12 protein-coding genes and 1 pseudogene are annotated in these 15,712 nt (G+C 70.2%); 7 read left to right on the plus strand and 6 right to left on the minus strand.

The window, feature by feature from the left end:
• A pseudogene (locus AB0I51_RS02470) lies at positions 1-675 on the plus strand (hypothetical protein); the annotation flags it as partial.
• 138 nt (positions 676-813) lie between these two features.
• A complete protein-coding gene (locus AB0I51_RS02475; protein ID WP_362971127.1) occupies positions 814-1,026 on the plus strand; it encodes a hypothetical protein in 213 nt (70 codons plus the stop codon).
• 505 nt (positions 1,027-1,531) lie between these two features.
• Here AB0I51_RS02475 and AB0I51_RS02480 read toward each other — a convergent pair.
• Together AB0I51_RS02480 and AB0I51_RS02485 are read right to left on the minus strand one after the other, a co-directional pair.
• Positions 1,532-1,966 (minus strand): hypothetical protein, encoded by a 435-nt coding sequence (locus AB0I51_RS02480; protein WP_362970569.1) that lies wholly within the window; start codon positions 1,964-1,966, stop codon positions 1,532-1,534.
• A 37-nt stretch (positions 1,967-2,003) separates the two neighbouring features.
• Positions 2,004-2,747: an SDR family oxidoreductase gene (locus tag AB0I51_RS02485; RefSeq protein WP_362970571.1), complete on the minus strand. Its 744-nt coding sequence runs from the start codon at positions 2,745-2,747 to the stop codon at positions 2,004-2,006.
• 119 nt (positions 2,748-2,866) lie between these two features.
• Between AB0I51_RS02485 and AB0I51_RS02490 the strand changes: the two genes are divergently transcribed.
• Positions 2,867-3,793, plus strand: a complete 927-nt coding sequence (locus AB0I51_RS02490) for a LysR family transcriptional regulator (RefSeq protein ID WP_362970573.1) — start codon at positions 2,867-2,869, stop codon at positions 3,791-3,793.
• A 799-nt stretch (positions 3,794-4,592) separates the two neighbouring features.
• Here the strand turns inward: AB0I51_RS02490 and eno are convergent.
• The 3 genes from eno to AB0I51_RS02505 form a co-directional block, all read right to left on the minus strand.
• A complete protein-coding gene (gene eno / locus AB0I51_RS02495; protein ID WP_362970575.1) occupies positions 4,593-5,867 on the minus strand; it encodes a phosphopyruvate hydratase in 1,275 nt (424 codons plus the stop codon).
• A gap of 424 nt (positions 5,868-6,291) precedes the next feature.
• A complete protein-coding gene (locus AB0I51_RS02500) occupies positions 6,292-8,028 on the minus strand; it encodes a stealth family protein (RefSeq protein ID WP_362971129.1) in 1,737 nt (578 codons plus the stop codon).
• 677 nt (positions 8,029-8,705) lie between these two features.
• Positions 8,706-9,380 carry a GNAT family protein gene (locus AB0I51_RS02505; protein WP_362970577.1) on the minus strand — a complete coding sequence of 225 codons (675 nt, stop codon included), beginning with the start codon at positions 9,378-9,380 and terminating at the stop codon, positions 8,706-8,708.
• 228 nt (positions 9,381-9,608) lie between these two features.
• Here AB0I51_RS02505 and AB0I51_RS02510 point away from each other — a divergent pair, with 228 nt between their 5' ends.
• Positions 9,609-11,366 carry an AMP-dependent synthetase/ligase gene (locus AB0I51_RS02510; protein ID WP_362970579.1) on the plus strand — a complete coding sequence of 586 codons (1,758 nt, stop codon included), beginning with the start codon at positions 9,609-9,611 and terminating at the stop codon, positions 11,364-11,366.
• A gap of 999 nt (positions 11,367-12,365) precedes the next feature.
• On the opposite strand, the gene AB0I51_RS02515 is transcribed toward AB0I51_RS02510, so the two are convergent.
• Positions 12,366-13,271 carry an AraC family transcriptional regulator gene (locus AB0I51_RS02515; RefSeq protein WP_362971130.1) on the minus strand — a complete coding sequence of 302 codons (906 nt, stop codon included), beginning with the start codon at positions 13,269-13,271 and terminating at the stop codon, positions 12,366-12,368.
• 153 nt (positions 13,272-13,424) lie between these two features.
• On the opposite strand from AB0I51_RS02515, the gene AB0I51_RS02520 reads away from it, so the two are divergent.
• The 3 genes from AB0I51_RS02520 to AB0I51_RS02530 are packed head-to-tail and all read left to right on the plus strand — an operon-like array spanning position 13,425 to position 15,574.
• Positions 13,425-13,742 (plus strand): antibiotic biosynthesis monooxygenase, encoded by a 318-nt coding sequence (locus AB0I51_RS02520; RefSeq protein WP_362970581.1) that lies wholly within the window; start codon positions 13,425-13,427, stop codon positions 13,740-13,742.
• A gap of 51 nt (positions 13,743-13,793) precedes the next feature.
• Positions 13,794-14,765: an alpha/beta hydrolase gene (locus tag AB0I51_RS02525; RefSeq protein WP_362970583.1), complete on the plus strand. Its 972-nt coding sequence runs from the start codon at positions 13,794-13,796 to the stop codon at positions 14,763-14,765.
• A 50-nt stretch (positions 14,766-14,815) separates the two neighbouring features.
• Positions 14,816-15,574 (plus strand): SDR family oxidoreductase, encoded by a 759-nt coding sequence (locus AB0I51_RS02530; RefSeq protein WP_362970585.1) that lies wholly within the window; start codon positions 14,816-14,818, stop codon positions 15,572-15,574.
• Positions 15,575-15,712 lie beyond the last annotated feature (138 nt).

Below are 15,712 nucleotides of genomic sequence, written 5' to 3' on the forward strand. Positions count from 1 at the left end.
GTGGGGTTCAGTCCGGACGGGCGGCTGCTGGCGTCCGGAAGCGGCGATCGGACGGTGATCCTCTGGGACGTAACCGACCCGGCACACGTGACCCGGGCCGCCGACCTCACGGGCCACGGCAGAGCGGTGAACGCGGTGGGGTTCAGTCCGGACGGGCGGCTGCTGGCGTCCGGAAGCGGCGATCGGACGGTGATCCTCTGGGACGTAACCGACCCGGCACACGTGACCCGGTCGGCGACTCTTGTCCATCGACGCCCTGGCTGGTTGGTGCGTGACGGCTGGCGGCAGGGTGGTGTCCACGCAGTGGATTTCAGTCCGGACGGGCGGTTACTTGCCTGCGGCAGCGACCGAACTGTGATCCTTTGGGACGTCACCGACCCGGCACGCCCGACCCGTTGCGCCGCTGCCACCCACCAACGGCACGTCTGGCTGTCAGGTCCCGTCGGTACGGTGATGTTCAGTCCGGACGGACGGTTGTTGGCCACGGGTTCCTCCGGTGACAAGAACACCGGTGTCCTGTGGGATGTCAGTGAGCCGACGCATCCGGTGCGGACCGCCGTCGTCCGGCCGCAGGTCCGTGATTGGCCGAAGAAGCTCTCTTCCGGCGGGGCGCCTGCCGTCCATTCGGTGGGATTCAGTCCGGACGGACGGTTACTGGCCACCGGAAGCGGGGATTCCGGCGTTGTCACCGGCACCTTCGGGTCGTGGCGGAGCGGAGCCGTCATGTTGTGGGATGTCACCGACCCGGCTCACCCTGTTGGGACAGCCGCCCTCCCCCTTGCCAGTCGCGGGGACGCGGGGCAGATGTATGCGGTGGCGTTCAGTCCTGACGGGCGGTTGCTGGCCTCCGGAAGCGAGAACGCGACCGTGGCCCTGTGGGATGTCGCCGACCCTGCGCACCTGGCCACGACCGCCACTCTCATCGGCCACCGCGGTGCCGTGCGGGCTCTGGCGTTCAGTCCCGACGGACGGCTGCTGGCCAGCTGCGGCGCCGACAGAACGGTGAGGTTGTGGGACGGGAGCTGACGCGCTCAAGCGCCGATCACCGTCGGCGACGCAGACCTGGAAGGCGGCGCGAGCGTGGCTGTGGCGGTCGTCGGCCGCAGTAGGTGGCGCGGTGAGGCGTCGTATCCGGGCAGCAGCCGCGGGGTGGCGGATCATCCGGCGTCGCCAGGTGCCGCCCTGCGAGGGCCGACGAGGCGCCCGTCAGTCGGTTTGTGTCTTCCCCGCCGTCCTGCAAGGGTGCTGGAGCGTCAACTTTGCCTGGACGGACTCAATCCGCTGCCCGTGGGTTTGGAGTCCGGGGTCACGCGCGCCGCTCGGGGAGACCTAACCTCTCTGACCTGCGGCGGAGTGGATGACGACCGCGACGGGCTCAACTCCCTCGGGGTGGAGCCGGTGATGTACGGCGCTGGACTCGGCGAGCGGCTTCATGCAGGGGCACCCGAGGGAGTGGACGCGTCCGCCGACCACTTTCGGCGTCGGCCCTGTCGAACTCGCGGGGCTGGTGACCGTGTCCGGGCCCTGTCCGTCAACTGTGCAGGGACAGCGGAGCGTTGGGGCCGTCCTTGAACTCGACAGTGTTGAAGACCAAGGTTGTAGGACCCGTGTTCTCCAGGTCGTGGAGGAGGTACTGGCCGGATCGGAAGGTGAAGTGCCGGGTGTCGCCCGCCTGGTATTCGACCTCCCGGGTGGTGCCGTCGTCGGTGTGCTGGCGGCTGCGGCCGTCGGTGACCGCGGTCCAGAAGTAGTCCAGGACGTGCCGGTGGGCGGGTATGCGCTCGCCCGGGGCGAGGCGGATCTCCCACACGCGCACCCGGTCGGTCTCGCTCAGCAGCGTCCGGCCGACGTGCCCGTTGAATGCGTTGCGCCGGAATTCCTGGCGCAGGTGCGGAGGCCAGCCCTGGAAGCCGTCGGCGATCAGGTCTCCGGCGAGTGGAAGACCGCTCACGTCATGGGTACTCATGCGTCGTTCCGTTCGTGTGAGGGGTCGTCGGGTCGACTCAGGCGAGGCGTCCGCCGCCGTCGACGTGCAGCACGCTGCCGGTGACGTAGGGGTTGGTGAGCGTGAACAGAACCGCTTGGATGACATCGTCGGGGGTGCCGACGCGGCGGGCGGGGTTGCTCTCGGCGGTCCGGCGCAGGAACGCCTCCTTGCCGTCGCCCATGGCGTCCCAGGCCCCGGAGTCGACGATGCCGGGGGAGACGGCGTTCACCCGCAGCGGGGCGAGTTCCACCGCCAGGGCTTCGACGAGGAAGGCCAGCGCGCCGTTCGTGGTGGCCATCACCACCCGGCCCGGTGCGGGTCGCCACGCCGCCACACCGGAGAAGAAGGTGAACGAGCCGCCCTCACGCACCTGACCGGCCAGGTGCTTGGCGAGCAGTAGCGGGCCGATCACCTTGGCGGCGAACGCTCGCTGCACGGCTGCGAGTTCGAGTTCGGCTACCGGCCCGTTGGCCGGCATCGCCGCCGTCGAGACCAGGTGGTCGAAGGCGCCGGCCTCGGTCGCGAACGCGGCGATCGAGGCCTCGTCCGCGAGATCGAGCGCCAGCACCCTGGCTGCTCCTGGCAATTCGTCGGCCGTCCCTTTGAGCTTGCCGGTGTCCGGGCCCGCGAGGATCAGTTCGGCCCCGGCGGCCGACGTCCGCGCGGCCAGGATCCGGCCCATGCGGGAGCCTGCGCCGAGGACGACGATGCGCCGACCTTCGAGAGCCGGGGAAACGTGGCGGGGAGGGGAATCAGACATGGAGGCACCTCTTCATTCACACCGCACTCCGGTGCGTACGGCTCTGTCGCATCGACTTTGCGCCATGCCCAATTGATTCGTCCAAGACATGCTTTCTACCGCTGTCATAAACTAGATGTATGGCAACGCTGAGGCAGCTGGAATACCTGGTGACCGTCGTGGACACGGGGTCCTTCACCCGTGCCGCCGAGCTGCTGCATGTCTCCCAGCCCGCTCTTTCGCACCAGGTCCGCGCCCTGGAACGGGACAGCGGAGGCCCCCTCCTCGAACGCCTCCCGCGCTCGGTCCGGCTGACCCCGATGGGCCGCGCGATGCTGCCTCACGCCCGCGCCGCCCTCGCTGACGCGGGCCGGGCCCGCTCCGCGGCCCGTCGTGCGGCCGGGCTGGAAGCCGGCGAGCTCCAGCTTGCGGCCGTGTACTCGGTCGTCCTTGGCGTCCTCCCGTCGGTCCTGAACGTCTGGCACAAGACCCACCCACAGATTCAGGTACGCCTGCTGGAGCACCGGCACGCCGCGGAGCTCCACGACATGATGACCGCCGGACACGCCGACCTCGCGGTCGGTCCACGACCGCCGAGCTGGGACGGTCTGCTGCGCGAGCTGGGCACCGAGGAGTTCGTCGTGGTCGTCTCCGCCGACGACCCGGCCGCCGGGCAGGGCGCCACCCGCGTACGGCTCGAGACCCTCGCCGACCGCAGCTGGGTGCACTACGCCGCAGGAAACGGCCTCGCCGAGATCCTCGACCGGACCTGCGCTGCGGCCGGATTCCGCCCGCATACGGCGGTACGCACCGAGCAGACCGCCGCCGCACCCCTGCTCGCCGCGGCCGGCCTGGGCCCCGCGCTGGTCCCCGCCAACGTCGTCCCGCCCCACTTCGCCGGCCGTCTGCTCCGCCCCGACCCGCCCGTACGCCGCACCCTGACCGCCTACACCCGGTCCAGTCCCGACCCACTGACCACAGCGTTCCTCGACACAGTCGCCGAGCATGCGCGCGTCATGCCTCCACACGTCCACGACCAGCTGGTCCCTTGCCCGCCGAAAGGATGACGGCTGGCAGAGAAGGCCCGCCGGGCCGGTGGCCTTTGCGCGACGGAGCCCGGATCCGCGCACGATACGCGCGCCCTCCGGGTGTGCGTGGAGGTGAACCGGCTTCTGAAGAGCTCAGCACGCGGGGAAGGGGAATCCGCTGTGCGAGGGCTCTATCTCCTTGGCTGAACTGCGCGGACGCGGCAGCTTCTGTGGTGGGCATCCAACTCATCGATCCCCAGGGGCCATTGGAGGGGCCACACGGACAGGAGCGCATCGACAAGGACCACGCAGGACTGACCTGGATCAGCACATGTGACCTGCATGAACGGCGTGAATCGGCACTGATCGACAAGGGCCGCCAAGATCCCTGACGGACTCATAATCCGTCGGCCGTGAGTTCGAGCCCCACCTGAGCAGGTCATTGACCTGCGGTGGAGCTGGTGACCGAGGTTACCGCTCGCGGCTCGGGCAGCTGTTCTGAGGACCGATGCCAAGACCCAGGGGCCGTACAGGGGCCGGCCCGAAGGGGAAACTGCCCTCGCGCAGTTCTAGCGGCCTTCGATTTCTCTCGCAGCAGTGCGGAGGTGGGCGTTGGTGGCCGCTCTGCCCGAACGTGGATCAGCCGCGGCGAGGGGCGGGCGAGGGTCGCCGAGCTGGTCCAGTCCGGGTGCTGGGCCACCGCGTACGGGATCTTCACGGGTGTGGTCGGCGCGGCGAGCCTGGTCCGAGGCGCGCTGCCGGGGCTCTGTACGGTTGTTCGGTCCCGGTGCCGATCAGGTGGTGGCTGCTGTCCACGTTCTGGAGCTGTCGCTGGCCGTCACCGGTCGCTCGTCAGGCCGAACGGCAGCTCCGGGTGGGCGTCCGCCGTCTCGATCAGCCGGTTGTACTTGGCGATGCGCTCGCCACGGGCCGGGGCACCGGACTTGAGCTGGCCGCAGCCGGCGCCGATGACGAGGTCGGCGATGAAGGTGTCCTCGGTCTCGCCGGAGCGGTGCGAGACCATCTGCGTGTAACCGGCCTCGCGGCAGATCCGGATCGCTTCCAGGGTCTCGGTGACGGTGCCGATCTGGTTGACCTTGATCAGGGCGGCGTTGGCGACCTTGCGGTCGACGGCCTCGGTGATGATGGCGGGATCGGTGACGAAGATGTCGTCGCCGACGAGCTGGATCCGTGTCCCCAGGCGAGCAGTGAGCTGTGTCCAGCCGTCCCAGTCGTTCTCGGCGAGGCCGTCCTCGATGGACCAGACGGGGAAGCGGTCGGTCATCTCCTCGTAGCGGTCGATGAGTTGGGCGGAGGTCAGGTCCTGGCCGGCGATGCGGTAGCGGCCGTCGCGGTAGAACTCGCTGGCGGCGGGGTCCAGGGCGATGGCGATGCCGTCGCGGCCCGGGGTGTATCCGGCGTCGTCGATGGCCTCGACCAGCTGGTGCAGGACGTCTTCGGGCCGGTCGATGGCGGGGGCGAAGCCGCCCTCGTCGCCCAGTCCGACCGCATGCCCGGCGGCGGCGAGGCGGGCCCTGAGCCGGGCGTAGACCTCGGCCCCGGCCCGTACGGCCTCGGGCAGACTCGGCGCGCCGAGCGGAGCGAGCATGAACTCCTGGAAGTCCAGGCTGTTGGCGGCGTGGGCGCCGCCGTTGACGACGTTGAAGTGCGGGACCGGCAGCAGCGGTCGGGCTCCGGTGGTCTCGGAGATGCGCTGCCACAACTCCTGGCCGCGAGCTGCCGCCTCGGCGCGGGCGGCGGCGACGGAGACGCCGACGATCGCGTTGGCCCCGAGCCGGGACTTGGTCGGTGTGCCGTCCAACTCGACGAGTACGGCGTCGAGTTCGGCCGCGGAGCCGAAGCGCCGGCCGACGAGCGCCTTGGCGATCTCGCCGTTGACGTGTGCCACCGCCCCGGTGACCCCCTGGCCGCCGTAGCGTGACTGGTCACCGTCGCGCAGTTCGACCGCCTCCCGGGTACCGGTGGACGCGCCGGAGGGCACGCCGGCGCGTACGGTGATGCCGGCCGTGGTGCGCAGGGTCACCGAGAGGGTCGGCCGGGCGCGGGAGTCCAGGATCTCCACCGCGTGCACGTGCTCGATTCGTAGCGTCATGGTCGGCTGCCTTCCGTCCCTGAGTCGGTGGGCTTCACTGTCACCGTAGGCGCCTGACACCGCCGGGTTCCGGGTCCGTTCGGCCCTGAAGCGCGGCCGTTCGGACCACTGCGCGGCTCACGGGCCGTCTGCGGGAGGCGTCGATCTCGGCGTACCGCGGGTTGTGGGCGCCGTTCGTCACCACCGGTCGGCCCAGGCCGTGCTCCGAGGTCTCGACCTCGGCGCAGCGGAGTGTGCGGCACGACCCTGCCGCGAAGACGTACGTCGTCCCGACCGGTCGCCGAGAGCGAGGCGTCACGCGACGGACGACATCGCCTCGAACGAACCGTCTGCCGACAGCTCTTCAAGTCTTCAAGATCCTGGAACAGGCGATGTTCCCCGCTCGAACGCCCCCTCATGACCTGTTCGCCGACTGGTCCGCATCTCACCCGCCGGGGCGGTCGAGCTCGTAGGGGCCGGGGATCGGGAAGTACGTCTCCAGGAAGGCGGTGAGCAGGGTTTGCTGGGTGTCGAGTTCCTGTTCGGCGGAGACGGTGTCGTTCAGGCAGAACACCTGCTTGTCCCGGCGGGCCAGCAGGGTTTCGAGGCGGGTGGCGAGTGCGGGGTGGGACACGTCGAGGTAGGCGTAGCGCACCTGGGCGGGGACAGCGCGGGCGGTGTGGAAGGCGTAGTAGTGGTGCAGCGAGGAGACGAAGGAGACATCGTCGAGGCTGCGGAAACGGTGGCCGGCCGTGGCGTGGTGCTCGGCCGGGAACCTCGTCTCCAACTCGTACAGGACGCTGCGCCGCAGAGCGTGCGGTGTGTGTTTCATCTTCTGGCTGATGACCGTGCCGAAGGTGGCCTCCACCAGGGCGCGGCTGTTCTTGCCCGCGGCCGCCACCGGCACGTCCGACTCGGTCGGCTCGCCCGGCGGGATGAGCACCGGGGACGGGAAGAACCTGGTGAGGCCGTTGGCCAGGAAGAAGTCCTGGGGGACGACGGGGCGGCCCAGGAACACATCGTCGTTGAAGTAGAGGAAGTGCTCGGACAGGCCGTCGATGTGGTGCAGTTGGCTCTCGATGGCGTGGGAGTTGAACGTCGGCAGCAGGCTCGGGTCGTCGAAGATCTCCTTGTGGCTGACGACGTGGAGACCGGGCATGCCCGCGTTCAGCCAGGACGGGACCTGGTCGTCGGTGACCAGGTGGACCGTGCGCACCCAGGGGGCGTACTGGTCGAGCGACCGCAGTGAGTAGCGCAGTTCGTCGCGGTTGAGGTACCGGGCCGCGTTGTCCGCCTCCTCGTGGTATGCCTGTCCCGCACAGGCCGCCCGGCGCCGTGCCCACTCCGGGTCCTGCCCGTCGACCCAGGTGTACACGACGTCGACGGGGAACCGGACGTCCTCGGGGGCCGGCCGGGCGAACTCCTTGCGGGTGCGCACCAGGGGCAACGGGCGGTCGGCGGAGGCGAGCGCCGTGAACAGGGTGTCGGGGACGTGCACCGGGGTGTCGGCGCGCGGCACCTGCTCGGCGCTGCGGTTGGGGCGTGGCGCCAGCAACAGGTCTCCCGTCTCGTCGTCGGCGGCCCAGAACTCGATGTCGCAGCCGTACTTGGAGCCGAGAGTCAACTGCTCTCGCTGATCGCCGTAGTACCAGGTCATGCGGAGTACGTCCGCCCGCGCCAGCCGCCGCCAGGTGCGGTGACTGAACGCCGGCCGGGTCGTACGCCGCGCACGCCGGACACCGTCGACGGCACACACGTAACCGGGACGCTCGCGGCCCGCCCGCTCCAGGGCGCGCAGAGCCGACGCCCGGTCCCGGGCGGCGACGGCGACGACCGCGGAGGTGCTGCTGCGACCGCGTACGCAGAAGTAGTCGAGACCCGCCCCGTCGAGGGCCGTGCGGACCGCGGCCGCGTTGGCGTTGCGCGCCGCCAGCGGCGAGATGCCGGGGCGTACGAGGACCAGTTTGGGTACATCGAGGACCAGCCGCACCTCCCGGTCGTGCTCGGCGAGCAGGCCGGGATGCCGGCGCACCAGCCATGCCGCGCGCACGACACCCAGCAGACGGTGCACCGACGGCAGGCTCGCGATCCGCTGCTTGACGCGCGCGCGGGCCTGCGGGGTCGTGCGTTCCACGAGGGCCCGTCTGAGGCGGGCGGGCACGGCGCGCCGGTACAGGCGCACCGGCAATGACGCCTCGGGGTTGTGGTGGACCGCGGATGGGTGCGACGGTTCCGGCCGGCGGGAGGGTTCTCCTTCTGGGGACAGGGCGGTGTTCACGTGACGGCCCTCCTTGTGCGTCGCCTCGCTGCACGATCAATGTCCCTCTCGCCGGGGCGACGGGCTTGAGCCCTTCGGGCCATGTCATGGGCCGAACAGGACCGCAACCACAGGGGCGTTCGCGGATCTGGGGGTGCGGCCGATCACCCGTCCGGGAAGTCGCACCACGAGCCGCCGCCCCGCCGTGCTGCCCACGTATGCGAGAGGCATGACCCCGACGCGGTCGGAGCGACGTACGCCCGGAACCAGCGGTCGCTCTTCTGCGGCGTCACCGCCCAGGTGGCGCGACACCCCGGCGGCCCGGCCGCGTTCGCTTCCGCAACCTGCCGAGTGCCGGATTCGGCCGACGGGCGGCGACTCCGGCCGCGGACGGGCGGGGCCGGGCCGATGCTCCCGGCGGCGCCGGGCACCCTCGGCCGGCCGCCACACTGCGGGGCCGTTCGGGGACGGCCGTGCACCGCCGACGAGTGCGGCGACGAGACCGACGGGTGAGGTGACGAAGCCGAGCAGCCGTGCGCGGTCGCGACGCCGGTCGCCGATCGGCCCGCAGTCGGCGGGCTCGCTGCCGCGCGGTCGACCGCCTACTCGGTCGTCACGTCGGCATGCCTCTCACCAAGGCCCTCGTCGCGGGACAAGGCCGCGCTCTTCCCCCGCCGCGGCGTCGTCCGGTCCGTGTCCAGCGCACGCACGGCCGCGGCGACGCCGGCGCGGTCGAGTTCCACTTCGGACTCGGCCAGTCCTTGTCCGATCGCGCGGGGAGCGGTGATGTCGGCGAGGGACAACAGTGCCGTCACCGGGCGGTTCTCGGCGATGTAGGAGGCGTTGAAGGTGTGGATACTCCGCTCCAGCGCCGACTGGGCCAGGAGCTCTACCAGCGCGGTCGCCAGCCCGACCCGGCGCCAGGCCGGGTCCACCGCGACGGCGACTTCCGCGACACCGTCGGCCACATGCTCGTAGCGTGCGACGGCGATGCCCTTTCCGGAGGTGGCCTCCGTGGCGATGAGGGCGAATCGGAGTTTGTAGTCCAGCGTCGTGAGCCGCGTCAGCAGCTCCGGCGTGAGGCGCGGCGAGCCGCCCAGGAAACGCCGGCGCAGTGTTTCGGCGTCCGCCGACCTGATCGCCGCGGCCAGGGCCGGAGCGTCGGACGGCACGATCGGCCGGATCGCGGCGCGTCGACCGTCACCGAGCCGTACTTCGCGTTCGTACGCGAGCGGGTAGCCCGGTGGTACGTCTGCGGGATGTCGTTGGAGAGTCATCGGTGCTCCGTGTCCGCGGACCGCCCTGTCGGCACGGGGAATCCTTCCTCCGCGGGATGACTCCATAGTGGGATGTCCGTCCCTCGGTCCGTCCTGGGCCGGTGGGCTTGCGCATGGTGCCGTTGGGCCCCTTGCGGGGCCTCACGCGAGCGGCACTATGAGGGTATGGAGGAGTCACCGGACTCGGGGACGTGGCGCACCCCGGCGCGGTACGTGACGTCGCCTCACGTGAACGCAACCGACGACATCGTCGACAACGCTCTACATCGCCCCCACCACGAGGCGTTCGCCCGCAAGGTCGACGGTGTCTGGCGGACCGTCACCTCCAGGGAGTTCGCCGACGAGGTCCGGGCGCTGGCTGCGGGCCTGATCGCGGCCGGGATCGCGCCGGGCGACCGGATCGCGCTGATGTCGGCATCCCGCTACGAATGGATGCTGTGCGACTTCGCCATCTGGACCGCGGCGGCGGTCACCGTACCCGTGTACGAGACCTCGTCCCCGACGCAGGTCGCGTGGATCCTGCGCGACAGCGGTGCCAGGGCCGCGTTCGTCGAGGACGAGGGGCGGGAACGCGTCCTGGCCGAGGCCGGGGTGGCAGCGGTGGGCCAGGTGTGGCGGATGGACGAGGGGCTCGGGCACCTCGTCGAGCTGGGCCGGCCGATCTCCCCGGAACGGGTCGAGCGGCGGCGGCGTGCGGTCGGTGCCGACGAGTTGGCGACCGTCGTATACACCTCCGGCACGACCGGCACACCCAGAGGCTGTCTGATCAGCCACGGCAATCTGGTCGCCGAGGTGCGCAACGTCGCCCTCGCCGACGGGATCGGGGAGAAGGTCCTGACCGAACACACGACGATCCTGATGTTCCTGCCGCCGGCCCACGTTCTGGCGCGGGTCGTCGGGCTCGCCGCCGTGCACAACGGCGCGCAGGTCGCGCACACCAGCGATCTCAAGAACCTCCCCACCGAACTGCGGACCTACCGGCCCACGTTGTTGCTGGCCGTCCCGCGGGTGTTCGAGAAACTGCGCAACACCGCTCAGCGCACGGCCGTGGAGGGCGGCCACGCGAGACTGTTCCGCGCCGCCGAAGCCACTGCTGTCGCCTACAGCAGGTCCCTGGACCACGGCGGCCCCGGCCTGTGGCTGCGCGGCAGGCGCCGGCTGTTCGACCGGCTGGTGTTCGGGAAGCTGCGGGCCGCGCTGGGTGGCCGGGTCGCCTACGCGTGCAGCGGCGGCGCGCCCCTGGGAGCCCGCCTCGGGCACTTCTGGCGCGGTGCCGGAGTGACCGTCCTGGAGGGCTGGGGGCTGACCGAGACCACCTCCGGAGTGACCCTCAACCTGCCGGCCGCCCAGCGTGTCGGCAGCGTCGGCCGCCCGCTGCCCGGCTGGGCGGTACGCATCGGTCCCGGGGACGAAGTGCTCGTGAAGGGGCCGAACGTCTTCGGTGGCTACCTGCATGACAAGGAGGCCACGGATGGGGCGTTCGACACCGACGGCTGGTTCCGTACCGGTGACGTGGGCGAGTTGGACGACGGGTATCTGACCATCACCGGCCGCATGAAGGACCTCATCATCACCGCCGCCGGCAAGAATGTCGCCCCCGCTCCGCTGGAGGACCGGCTCCGGGCCCACTGGCTGATCGACCAGTGCGTGCTCGTCGGCGACCAACGCCCCTACATCGGTGCGCTCATCACCCTCGACCCCGAATTCCTCACCCGGTGGATGCTCGAACACGGCCGGCCGCGAGCGGCCGACATCAAGGAAATCCGCCACGACCCGGAACTCAGGTCGGCCGTCCAGGCCGCGGTGGACGAGGCCAACCGGACGGTGTCCGCGGCCGAGACCATCAGGAGGTTCCGCATCCTGAGCCGAGAGTTCGCTGTGGGTGAGGAACTGACACACTCGCAGAAAGTCCGGCGCGGATACGTGGTCGCCAAGTTCGCCGAGGACATCGAGGCGCTCTACGCACCGGACCGGCCGAAGGCCTGAGGATGCCGCGGAAACCTCGACCGGGAGCGGCCGGCTGACTTCCGTCGAGGGTTGAACGCGTCGGAGTACCTGGTGCCGAGCGTCGCGTACGGCACGGCGAGCGCGCCCAGCGACGCGGCCGGATCCCGACGCCGACGGTGGCGGAGGCACCATCCGGTCAGTGCGGACACGGCTGAACAACCTTGTTCGGGGTGCGGGGAGTTGAAGGAGAACGCGGCCGACTGCGGTCACCCGATGGAGACTCCCGTACGACGCCCAACCCTCAAGATCGGAACGGCAACAGCCACTCGGCGTGCTAAGAGGATCGGGTACGTGTCCCGCTCGACTCGCCTGCGCGCTCGAAGGCCATCACCCAGCGCTCCTTGGGGTGTGAAGGATCTTCGTGGATACCGGCGAATTTCCAGCCCTCTGACTCGATCACCGAGGTGTACCGGTCCTGGATCTGCTGATTCGAACTGGCCAGTCTGTGAACGTAGGTGGTCTCACCCCGTTCCCGTGCTGCGACAGCGCCTTGAGTCATGCGCTTGCGCGCCCACTTCTGCAATATCCCCACGGCTGATCCCTTCCTGCCAAGTGGAGCCCCATGGCCCAACCACGTGGACGATAACGGAAGACCGGCCCCGTTCCTGGCCTGGGGCCGGCGTTGCCGAGCCGTACCTGTTGCGGCCGCCGACGCCACCAAGAGCCCCCGGTCTCACGCACGCGGCCGACTGCGGTCACCCGATGGAGACTCCCGTACGACGCCCAACCCTCAAGATCGGAACGGCAACAGCCACTCGGCCGTCTCGCTGTCGCTTCCACGGTTCGACGGCCGGGCTCTCCGCGTGGGGTAGAAGATTTCGCCGGGCACCCGGCGCACAGGCACAACCAGTCCTGCGCGCACTACCTCACGCGTCATGACGGCTTCTGACGCCGTGACAGCCCAGCCCTCATGAGTGTGGAAATCGTAGAACTGTCCTCACTTCACCTTGCGCGATCCTCGTCTCCGGGCGAGCTGGCTCAGGGAAGGACAGCTGCCGGGGGGCGCTCGCTGTGACGCAGGCGTTCGGCATCCCGGCTGGGGGGTGCGCCGAACTGGCGGCGGTACTCCCGGCTGAACTGTGACGGGTTGTCATAGCCGACGCGGTGGCCGACTCCGGTGACGTCGCCCGGGTGGGTCGCAAGCAGCAGCCGGGCCTCCTGCAGCCGGATCTGCTTCTGGAACTGGATGGGGCTCATCGCGGTCACCGCCTGGAAGTTGCGGTAGAAGGCGGAGACGCTCATGCCGGACATCCGCGCCACGTCCTCGACCCGGAAGGGCTGGGCGTAGTGTTCGCGGATCCAGCGCACGGCCCGGGAGATGTGGCTGAGGCCGCTGTCGGCGAGGCCGAGCTGGCGCACCGTCGCGCCCTGCTCGCCGGTGATCACGCGCCACAGGATCTCGCGCTTGACCAGCGGGGCCAGTACGGCCCGGTCGCGGGGCTCGTCGAGCAGGCGCAGCAGCCGGACCGCCGCGTCGAGCAGCGTGGCCGGAGCGTCGCTGACGGCGATCCCCGAGGGCGTGCCACCGCCGGCGCGGGGCGTGTCACCGGACCCGGCCTGCAGCAGCAACTCGGCCACGGCGGACGGCTCCAACACGAGACCGAAGCCCAGCGCCGGCTGCTCGGGGTCGGCCTGGGTGAACTGCCCGGTGACGGGCAGGTCGACCGACGCGACCAGGTACTGCCCGGCGCCGTACTCGTAGACCCGGTCGCCCAGGGCCAGGCGTTTGGCGCCCTGGGCGATGACGGCGAGCACCGTGCCGGACATGGAGGGCGCCGGCGGATCCGGCCGGTCGACCTTCGAGATGAGGACGCCGTCGATGGCGGTGGTCCAGTCGGGACGGGCATGCCGGGCAAGCAGGGTGCGGAGCTCTTCGAGATACACGCGGTGCATGCGTCCATTGCAGCATCATTCCGCACTCTGCCTCCCATGGCCGAGAGGATTGTGCAAGTAGCGGCGAGCATCGTTCTAACGTTTTAGCAGGTCAGAGCGATTGAATGGAGTCACTTCACTCCAGCGACTGAGAAGAAGGACCCCGTGATCGCCAAGTACGGCTTCAACGCCACCCTGACCGCCAGGCCCCGGATGGGCGACCGGTTGGTCGACCTGCTGCTGACCGGCCTGGACGAGGGCAGCCCCGGTGCGAGCGAGCACTGCGTGGTCTACCTCGTCTCCCGTTCCGCGTCCGACCCCGACGTCGTCCACGTCACCGAGGGCTGGACCAGCGAGGAGGACCACCACCGGATCTTTGCCGGCGAGGCCGCCCAGGCCATCGTGGCGCAGATCGACGGACTGCTGGCCAAGGAGTCCGAGTACACCGACTACGTCCCGGTCCGCGGCAAGGCCGCTTTCTGAACCCCCGACCGATCCCCCCAGGCCGGCAGTACCCGACGAAAGGCAACGACCATGACCACAGCACGCCCCGCCCTCGACCCCGAACTGCGTGAACTGCTGGCCGAGATGCCGCTGATGTCCCGGCTCAGCCCGGAAGTGCTCGCGCAGCTGCGTCAGCTCCCCTCGGCCCCCGTCGAGTCCCTGCTCGCCCACCGGCAGGTCGACCGGCGCGAGATCACCGTGCCCGCCAAGGACGGCGTCCCGATCCCCCTGTCGGTGTTCAGCCCCGCGACCACCGACGGCACCACCGGTCCCGCCCCCTGTGTCTACTGGATGCACGGCGGCGGGATGGTCATGGGCGACCGCTTCTCGCAGATCGACATCCCGCTGGAGTGGCTCGACGAGCTCGGCGCGGTCGTGGTCTCCGTGGACTACCGGCTGGCACCGGAGGCCACCGGCACCGCCCTGGTCGACGACTGCTACCGGGGACTGCTCTGGATCGCCGAGCACTCCGCCGAACTGGGCATCGATCCCGCCCGGATCGTCGTCGCGGGCGCCAGCGCGGGCGGCGGACTCGCCGCCGGTGTCACCCTGTTGGCCCGTGACCTCGGTGCCCCGGCGATCGCCGCGCAGATGCTGATCTGCCCCATGCTCGATCACCGCAACACCAGTACCTCCAGCCGTCAGTACTCCGACGGGCCCGGCGTCTGGACCCGCGAGATGAACGAGTTCGGATGGCGCGCCGTCCTCGGCGACCTCACCGACGACCAGGTACCCGAATACGTCTCACCTGCGCTGGCCGACGACCTCTCGGGCCTGCCGACCACCTACCTCGACACCGGGTCCGCCGAAGTGTTCCGCGATGAGGTCGGCGACTACGCCACCCGCATCTGGGCGGCCGCCGGCCAGGCCGAACTCCACGTCTGGGCGGGCGGCTTCCACGGCTTCGACGCGCTGTATCCGCAGGCGCCCATCTCGGCGACGGCCCGCCGGACCCGTACCGACTGGCTGGCCCGAGTTCTGCCCTCGGACTCCGCCGCATAGCGCCGCCGGCTCACTCACCCACACGCACGACCCCACCCAGGAGGAACACCATGAAGGTCGCCATCGTCACGGGCGCCAGCTCCGGCATCGGACAGAGCGCCGCGATCGAGATCGCCAAGCGCGGAACCGGAGTCGTCCTGACCTACGGCAACAACCGGCAAGGAGGGCTGGAGACGGCAGCCGCCATCGAGAAGGAGGGCGGCACGGCCGTCGCGCTGCCGCTGGACGTCGGCGAGACCGCCACCTTCGCGGCCTTCCGCGACACGGTGGCCGACGTACTGCGCGGCACCTGGCAACGAGACACATTCGACTACCTGGTCAACAACGCCGGTTTCGCGCAGACTTCGTTGATCGAGGACACGACCGAGGAGACCTTCGACAGGCTCATGCGGGTACTGCTCAGGGGCCCGTACTTCCTGACGCAGAGGCTGCTGCCCCTGATGGCGCACGGTGGGGCCATCGTCAACACGAGCAGCAACTCGACGGCGATCGTCGGCCTGGAGCCCGGTTACTCGGCCTACGCGTCGATGAAGGGCGGCCTGGACGTGTTGACCCGGTACATGGCCAAGGAATTCAGCGCGCGGGGCATCCGCGTCAACGCTGTCTCGCCGGGATCGACCCGCACCCGGATCGCCGACGACGCCTTCACCCGGTACCCCGAGGTCGTCCCGGCCCTCGCCGCGAGGACCGCTCTCGGCCGGGTCGGAGAACCCGACGACATCGGCGCGATGATCGCCGCCCTGGTCTCCGACGAGAGCCGCTGGGTCACCGGTCAGAACATCGAGGTATCGGGCGGCTACAACCTTTAGCCAGGACTCGTCGGCCGACCATGTGGCCGACCGGTCCGCGGCTCGCGCGCAGGGCGTAGGGGGCGGCGATCCCACGGGAGCGGTCCCCGCCCTCCGAAACGGTCCTGACTCGGACAGCCGGCCCCATGGGCGGCACCG

This window comes from Streptomyces sp. NPDC050549, assembly GCF_040655035.1.
In the GTDB taxonomy this organism is placed as follows: domain Bacteria; phylum Actinomycetota; class Actinomycetes; order Streptomycetales; family Streptomycetaceae; genus Streptomyces.

Coding starts and splice junctions, on each gene's coding strand:
- AB0I51_RS02530 (WP_362970585.1), top strand. CDS start 14,816: ATGAAGGTCGCCATCGTCACGGGCGCCAGCTCCGGCATCGGACAGAGC.
- AB0I51_RS02525 (WP_362970583.1), top strand. CDS start 13,794: ATGACCACAGCACGCCCCGCCCTCGACCCCGAACTGCGTGAACTGCTG.
- AB0I51_RS02480 (WP_362970569.1), bottom strand. CDS start 1,966: ATGAGTACCCATGACGTGAGCGGTCTTCCACTCGCCGGAGACCTGATC.
- AB0I51_RS02485 (WP_362970571.1), bottom strand. CDS start 2,747: ATGTCTGATTCCCCTCCCCGCCACGTTTCCCCGGCTCTCGAAGGTCGG.
- eno (WP_362970575.1), bottom strand. CDS start 5,867: ATGACGCTACGAATCGAGCACGTGCACGCGGTGGAGATCCTGGACTCC.
- AB0I51_RS02505 (WP_362970577.1), bottom strand. CDS start 9,380: ATGACTCTCCAACGACATCCCGCAGACGTACCACCGGGCTACCCGCTC.
- AB0I51_RS02490 (WP_362970573.1), top strand. CDS start 2,867: ATGGCAACGCTGAGGCAGCTGGAATACCTGGTGACCGTCGTGGACACG.